This is a genomic window from Nitrosomonas sp. Nm132 (assembly GCF_900100485.1).
GTDB lineage: Bacteria > Pseudomonadota > Gammaproteobacteria > Burkholderiales > Nitrosomonadaceae > Nitrosomonas.
This window is the reverse complement of the sequence record NZ_FNDH01000080.1, coordinates 1-5,239: the sequence shown is the minus strand read 5'-3', so window position 1 is coordinate 5,239 and position 5,239 is coordinate 1. Positions and strand designations below refer to the sequence as shown.

Below are 5,239 nucleotides of genomic sequence, written 5' to 3'. Positions count from 1 at the left end.
ATGGCCTGCGGCTTCTTGCCGGCAGCTCCCGCACTATGCTGATGCGCTTTAACGTAGCTGCCATCAATAAATTCCCATTCCCATTCCCATTCCCATTCCCATTCCCATTCCCAATCCGGATCAATAATCAGCGCCTTGAAAACTCTGCTCCACTTGTTAGTGGATGACCAAGCATTGAATCTCTTATAGATGGAATTCCAGCATCCAAAAATCTCGGGTAAGTCCCGCCACGGACAACCAACCCGCATTCGGTATAGCACACCCTCCACCGTCATGCGCAGATTGCGCTTGTTATAAATCGCTTCTTGAAGCAGAATCTTCTCCAGCTTCGGCCAGAATTCATCGGTGAGCATCAGTCGGGGCATCGTAAACTCGTTTTGTGGGGGGGTGTAAAAATCTCTCAATATTACGAGTTTACTTCGATTTATGAAATACTTACCTCAAAACGTCAACAGACCCTAATGGAAATCTGGGTCAAATATTCCCAGGGGTAGCGGGTAATAGAGAAAATTGCGGCGCTTAATCGATAAAAGACCGCTTCAGCACCTTAATCATATACTCATGGTCCCGCACGCCGGCGCTTTCCCTGATGCTGTGCATCGCCCACATCGGGCAGCCGATATCGACACTGCGTATGCCAAGCTTCGCCGAGACGATCGGCCCGATCGTGCTGCCGCAGGGCAGATCTGAGCGATGCGAGTAGCGTTGATAGGGAACCCCGGCTTCTTCGCACCAATGAATGAAGCGCGCGGTGGAGAGGCTTTCGGAGCTGTAGCGGCGGTTGGCATTGGATTTGATTACCGGACCTTGGTTCACGAAGACTTTATGATCCGTGTCATACGCCGAGGGGAAGTTGGGGTGATAGGCGTGCGCCATGTCCACGCTGATCAGAAAGCTCTGAGCCAGCGCGCGCGCCGTGTCTTCACGCTCTGATGAGGTCGCGATGCTGATCCGCTGCAATACATCGGTTAAAAAACTGCCGGCAGCGCCGATATGGCTTTCGCTGCCGATTTCTTCATGATCGAAAAACGCGCAGACCAGCGTGCTGTCAGTGTGGTCTAGAACAGCATCGTCTAGCAAGGCTTGCAGCCCGGCGTGACAGGAGGCCAGGTTATCGATCTGACTGTTGGCGTAAAATTCCTGATTCGCGCCCCAGAATGCACCTTTTTGGGTGTCGTAAACCGCCAGATCCCAGGACAGTGCTCGCGAGGCGTCGATGCCTGCCGCCTGTTCCAGCAGTGTCAGAAAATAAGGCTGCGGCAGTTGGTTGTTGGTCAATTGCGCGAGCAGCAGCGGTAATTCGTTCTGTTTATGCAGTTTCAAGCCGTCTTCATTGACGCCCCGGTTCATGTGAATCGCCAGATTCGGCAAACGCAGCAGTGGCCGATCGAAGCGAACCAGTTTGTGCGCGAGGCGTTCCCGCTCATCGACATAGCTGACCCGCCCGGCCAGACTCAGGTCGCGGTCAGTAAAGGTCGCAAGGATCGGTCCGCCGTAAATCTCGACGCCGAGCCGCGCGATGCCATCGCTCGTGGTCGCGGCGTTTGGCCTGATCCGCAACCCCGGTGAATCGGTATGCGCGCCGACAATCTTGAAGCCCGATTCGGCAGGTGTTTTGTGTCCCAGCGCGAACAGCACGATCGATGAATCGTCGCGCATCACGTAATAGCGCCCACCTGCTTGCAATGGCCATTTGGCCGTTTCGTCGAGTCGGACAAACTGAAATGCCTTGATTGTGGTTTCGATCGAGGCAACCGCATGCCATGGGCTTGGGCTCTTGTCGATGAAGTCCAGTAAATGTTGCACGTGCTGTTTAGCTGTCATGATTTATATTAACGTGAGTTCGACGTAAGAAAAGCTGTAAAAGGAATCGGGATTTCTTATGATGAAACGATTTTGGGTGCCACTTCAAAGAGCTTTATCGCTAGAGGAGTCAGATTCCGATGGATACTATAGCGATTTTTTGTGCGATTGACGATTTTTGCCAGGAGTTTGAGTCGTGGTGAGGTTTCATCTGTCGGGCTACCGGACTAAGGACTATTGCCTGAATCAGGTATTGAGGAATGAGCGACCTTATTTTCCAGGGTTGGTGAGTTACAATCGCTTTGTTGAGCTGTTGCAAGGTAACGCTGGCGCTCTTGAGCTGTTTTCTGATCAGCCGCTTTGGGCGCGGCAGTGGGATGAGCTTGATTGATTCGACCAAGATCAGTGTATGTCACAATCGCCGCATCTGGTCACATAAAGTGATGGCAGCGTTTGCTGCCAGGGAAAAGACCCGCGTGGATTGGTTTTATGGATTCAAGCTGCACTTAGTCATTAATGACCAGGGGGAATTAATGAGCGTGAAAATAACGGCAGGTAATGCCGATGATCGTAACCCGGTGCCAGAGCTGGCACGTTCCTTATTTGGGAGACTCTTTGGTGACCGGGGCTACATCCCCCAGCCGCTCTTTGAGCAACTCTGGGAGGAAAAGAATCTAGCAATCTGTTTCTCACATAGCCAAAAACTGTGGTCTGTCCTCTGGTCTGTTGCGCGCTATCCAACTACGATAAAACCATGTCTATATATTCTTTTAGGGCAACAGCATTATTATGTAGCTGCTCTTTTGCCGAATATAGGAATGTTACTTTGCCTTTTTTGATGTACTCAAATAGCTCACTTAAAGCTTCCTTTTCAGCATCAAGCTCAGAAAAATACCTTTTCTTGAACTCTGGCCACTTTTGAACATCGTGCTGGTACCATTTGCGAAGATCATTTGATGGGGCTACTGATTTTAACCAAACATCAATCTTCGCATCTTCCTTTGACAGCCCTCTCGGCCAAAGCCGATCAACCAGCATCCTCAACCCATCTCCTGGTTCTGGTTCTTCATATACTCGCTTTATTGAAATATTCATAGTTTGACTCAAGCGTACAACGGTTGTACTCAGCACCGCATGGAGCGTAGCGAAGCGGTCGGATGCAGCACATTGCTAGCAATCATTCACAGCTATGGACTGCAAGGGTAATGAATTCTCATAAACAATCACGCCTCCCTCTGTCTTAAATGTACCATGTGCCTCTCCAATCGACTAGAAGCATAATAACCGGCCTCTAATCACATATCAAACGCTTCATCGTACAACCGGTCCAAAATCACAAATATTTCTTCCGGGCAGGCGTGCGCTTTGCCGCCAAAGACACCCGTATAATAGCCGTCTTTAAACCACGTTAATCTGGTGTAATCACCGCTTTCATGGTCTATGGCCAACGTGACTTGCTTCAAATTCCCATGCGAACCATCAACTTCTTCCCACATCTCCGAGTTGATCGGATCCAAGGAATTCCAGTAGGTCATAATTGTTTTCATAGGTCGCTACAATCTCGTTCAGTTGCTAACGTTTGAGCTCAGGCCGACGCCCGGCAGGGCGGCCGGCCTGCAGCGAATTGTTAGATGCCGCTGCCACGCACGACCTTAATTTCCTTAACGAACAGCGGGGGATTCCGCGTATATGTTATCCGGTGACATATTAAACTGAGTATCCCAGCATAAGTTCGGCTCAAGTCGGCCCGCTCTACATACGCCCATCCAATCCTGGCGCGGCGTCCTTCCGGTAATAGTGATTCCAGATCGCTCGGCCGTGATTCCACGTGCGACCGATTCGGCATCAATACTCGCGCCACGCCCACAGCTAGCGGTTTAGCTAAAAAACCCGGGTTACGGGCATGTTGAGGTCTTCAGGAAACAAATCAGGGATGGATGGAGTTGTCATAGCAGGAATAAAAAAGATGAATCGTTCGTTCCGCTTATGTTATCCGCTACCGGCCAGTTGCAACCAGTGCCCAGGTGGTGTTTTTCACAGCCTCTGAGGACTCAATCGCTGACCGTTATTTCATCCCCTTCCACCGTGACCTGATACACGGGCTCATTCTTTTTCATGAAAGAGGTGATCGCGCCTATAATCGGGTGCCCACCTACCCAGGCCACCACCTTGCCGTCTGTGATGTCAAACTTTGAACCGTGGCAGGCGCAGGTCACTATCGTGCCCTCTAAGGTGCCATTGCAAAGAGAACACCCCATGTGGGTACACTTATCCCCAATCGCATAGAAATTCCCGCCCACCATGGCGGCCAGAACACCTTTTCCTGCTATCTCTACCCGCTTGGGCTGACCCTCGCGAAATTCTGCTATTTTCAATGTTGTCTTTGGCATCACTACCTCCGGTCTTTCGCAAAAGATTGTCTTGTCTTCGACGCGTATAGGAAAAATTAACACCTTCCTGCCAGAAATAAATATATGTGAAGCATGAATCCAAGGGATCAATCTCGATTGTTTCAGGAAAATTAATCGGCAACGTCACCGGTGCCCTAATAAATCTCTCTTCCCTCATTCTTAAAAATATCGAAAAATAGAGAGTAAATAAATACGTGTAAACACGTAGGGGCAATAATTCATAATAGGGCACTAGTATCAAAACATATTAATTACGAAACATAATGCTGCTGCATTTTTCGATCCGCATCCTGTCGAGTGAACGTCCACTCGATCGATCGGCGCTCGGCATTACGCCGCTGTTGCCAGGCTGAATTATCAAGAAACTGGTTCGTAAAAAATGCCTGCAATTGCTCGCCCCGCTGCCAATTCTGTCCCAGAACAACTCTGCTTTAATTCCATTCCCGGCTTCACAGTTCGCGCCGACTTTGCTGGAGGGGAGCTCTCCTCTGATTTTGGTGCAGTGGTATTGGATGCAGTCGATCATCGTATCGGCCTGATTGATCGCCTGACTGCGGCGATATCCGACTCACGTGATGCGCGCTATATCACTCACCCCCTGCGGGATTTGCTGAAACAGCGCGTCTTTCAAATTGCCTCAGGTTATGAAGACGGCAACGATGCCGATACTTTGCGCGCCGACCCGCTGTTTAAGCTGGCGGCAGGACGCGCACCGCTGGATGCCGGTAATCCATTGACAGTGGCGCAACGCACTCCCGCCTGGAGGGATCGCTGCGCCGCAGTGACCTCTATCGGACAGCCAGAGCATTGATCGAACAGTTTGTCGCCACTTACAGTGAGGCGCCGAGCAGCATCACGCTGGATATGGATCATACCGATGATGCAGTGCACGGTCAGCAGGAGCTTGCCTTTTACAATCATTACTATGGGCATACATGGACGCCCACTTTTTGCCAAGCTTTCAGTTAATGATTTTGAGAAAGTAAAGATTGCTGCCATACATCCGGACTTTTTATAAAGGCATA

General features: G+C 50.3%; 8 protein-coding genes and 1 pseudogene. 3 read left to right on the top strand and 6 right to left on the bottom strand.

Annotated elements, in window-relative coordinates; genetic code table 11:
* Window positions 1-365, bottom strand: a 365-nt coding sequence (locus BLP80_RS14235) for a transposase (protein WP_143002245.1), incomplete at its 3' end; no start/stop codon positions are given.
* A 154-nt stretch (window positions 366-519) separates the two neighbouring features.
* Window positions 520-1,824, bottom strand: a complete 1,305-nt coding sequence (locus BLP80_RS14230; RefSeq protein ID WP_090544338.1) for a M18 family aminopeptidase — start codon at window positions 1,822-1,824, stop codon at window positions 520-522.
* 175 nt (window positions 1,825-1,999) lie between these two features.
* Here BLP80_RS14230 and BLP80_RS14225 point away from each other — a divergent pair, with 175 nt between their 5' ends.
* Complete coding sequence (locus BLP80_RS14225) at window positions 2,000-2,194, top strand: hypothetical protein (RefSeq protein WP_090544336.1); 195 nt, start codon at window positions 2,000-2,002, stop codon at window positions 2,192-2,194.
* Window positions 2,181-2,642, top strand: coding sequence for a transposase (locus BLP80_RS16745; RefSeq protein WP_090544334.1), 462 nt, complete (start codon window positions 2,181-2,183; stop codon window positions 2,640-2,642). Before BLP80_RS14225 ends, BLP80_RS16745 begins: the two co-directional genes overlap by 14 nt.
* On the opposite strand, the gene BLP80_RS14215 is transcribed toward BLP80_RS16745, so the two are convergent.
* The 4 genes from BLP80_RS14215 to BLP80_RS15795 all read right to left on the bottom strand — a co-directional run bounded on the left by BLP80_RS14215 (window position 2,545) and on the right by BLP80_RS15795 (window position 4,603).
* Window positions 2,545-2,898, bottom strand: coding sequence for a DUF488 domain-containing protein (locus tag BLP80_RS14215; RefSeq protein WP_090544332.1), 354 nt, complete (start codon window positions 2,896-2,898; stop codon window positions 2,545-2,547). The genes BLP80_RS16745 and BLP80_RS14215 overlap by 98 nt on opposite strands.
* A gap of 200 nt (window positions 2,899-3,098) precedes the next feature.
* Window positions 3,099-3,350 carry a hypothetical protein gene (locus tag BLP80_RS14210; RefSeq protein ID WP_218120468.1) on the bottom strand — a complete coding sequence of 84 codons (252 nt, stop codon included), beginning with the start codon at window positions 3,348-3,350 and terminating at the stop codon, window positions 3,099-3,101.
* 504 nt (window positions 3,351-3,854) lie between these two features.
* Complete coding sequence (locus tag BLP80_RS14205) at window positions 3,855-4,193, bottom strand: Rieske (2Fe-2S) protein (protein WP_090544330.1); 339 nt, start codon at window positions 4,191-4,193, stop codon at window positions 3,855-3,857.
* Window positions 4,194-4,465: 272 nt separating this feature from the next.
* The gene (locus BLP80_RS15795; protein WP_176754388.1) at window positions 4,466-4,603 is read right to left on the bottom strand and encodes a hypothetical protein; all 138 of its coding nucleotides are present in this window, start codon (window positions 4,601-4,603) and stop codon (window positions 4,466-4,468) included.
* On the opposite strand from BLP80_RS15795, the pseudogene BLP80_RS14200 reads away from it, so the two are divergent.
* Window positions 4,594-5,147, top strand: a pseudogene (locus BLP80_RS14200) (transposase); the annotation flags it as partial. The gene BLP80_RS15795 and the pseudogene BLP80_RS14200 sit on opposite strands and share 10 nt — an antisense overlap.
* Window positions 5,148-5,239 lie beyond the last annotated feature (92 nt).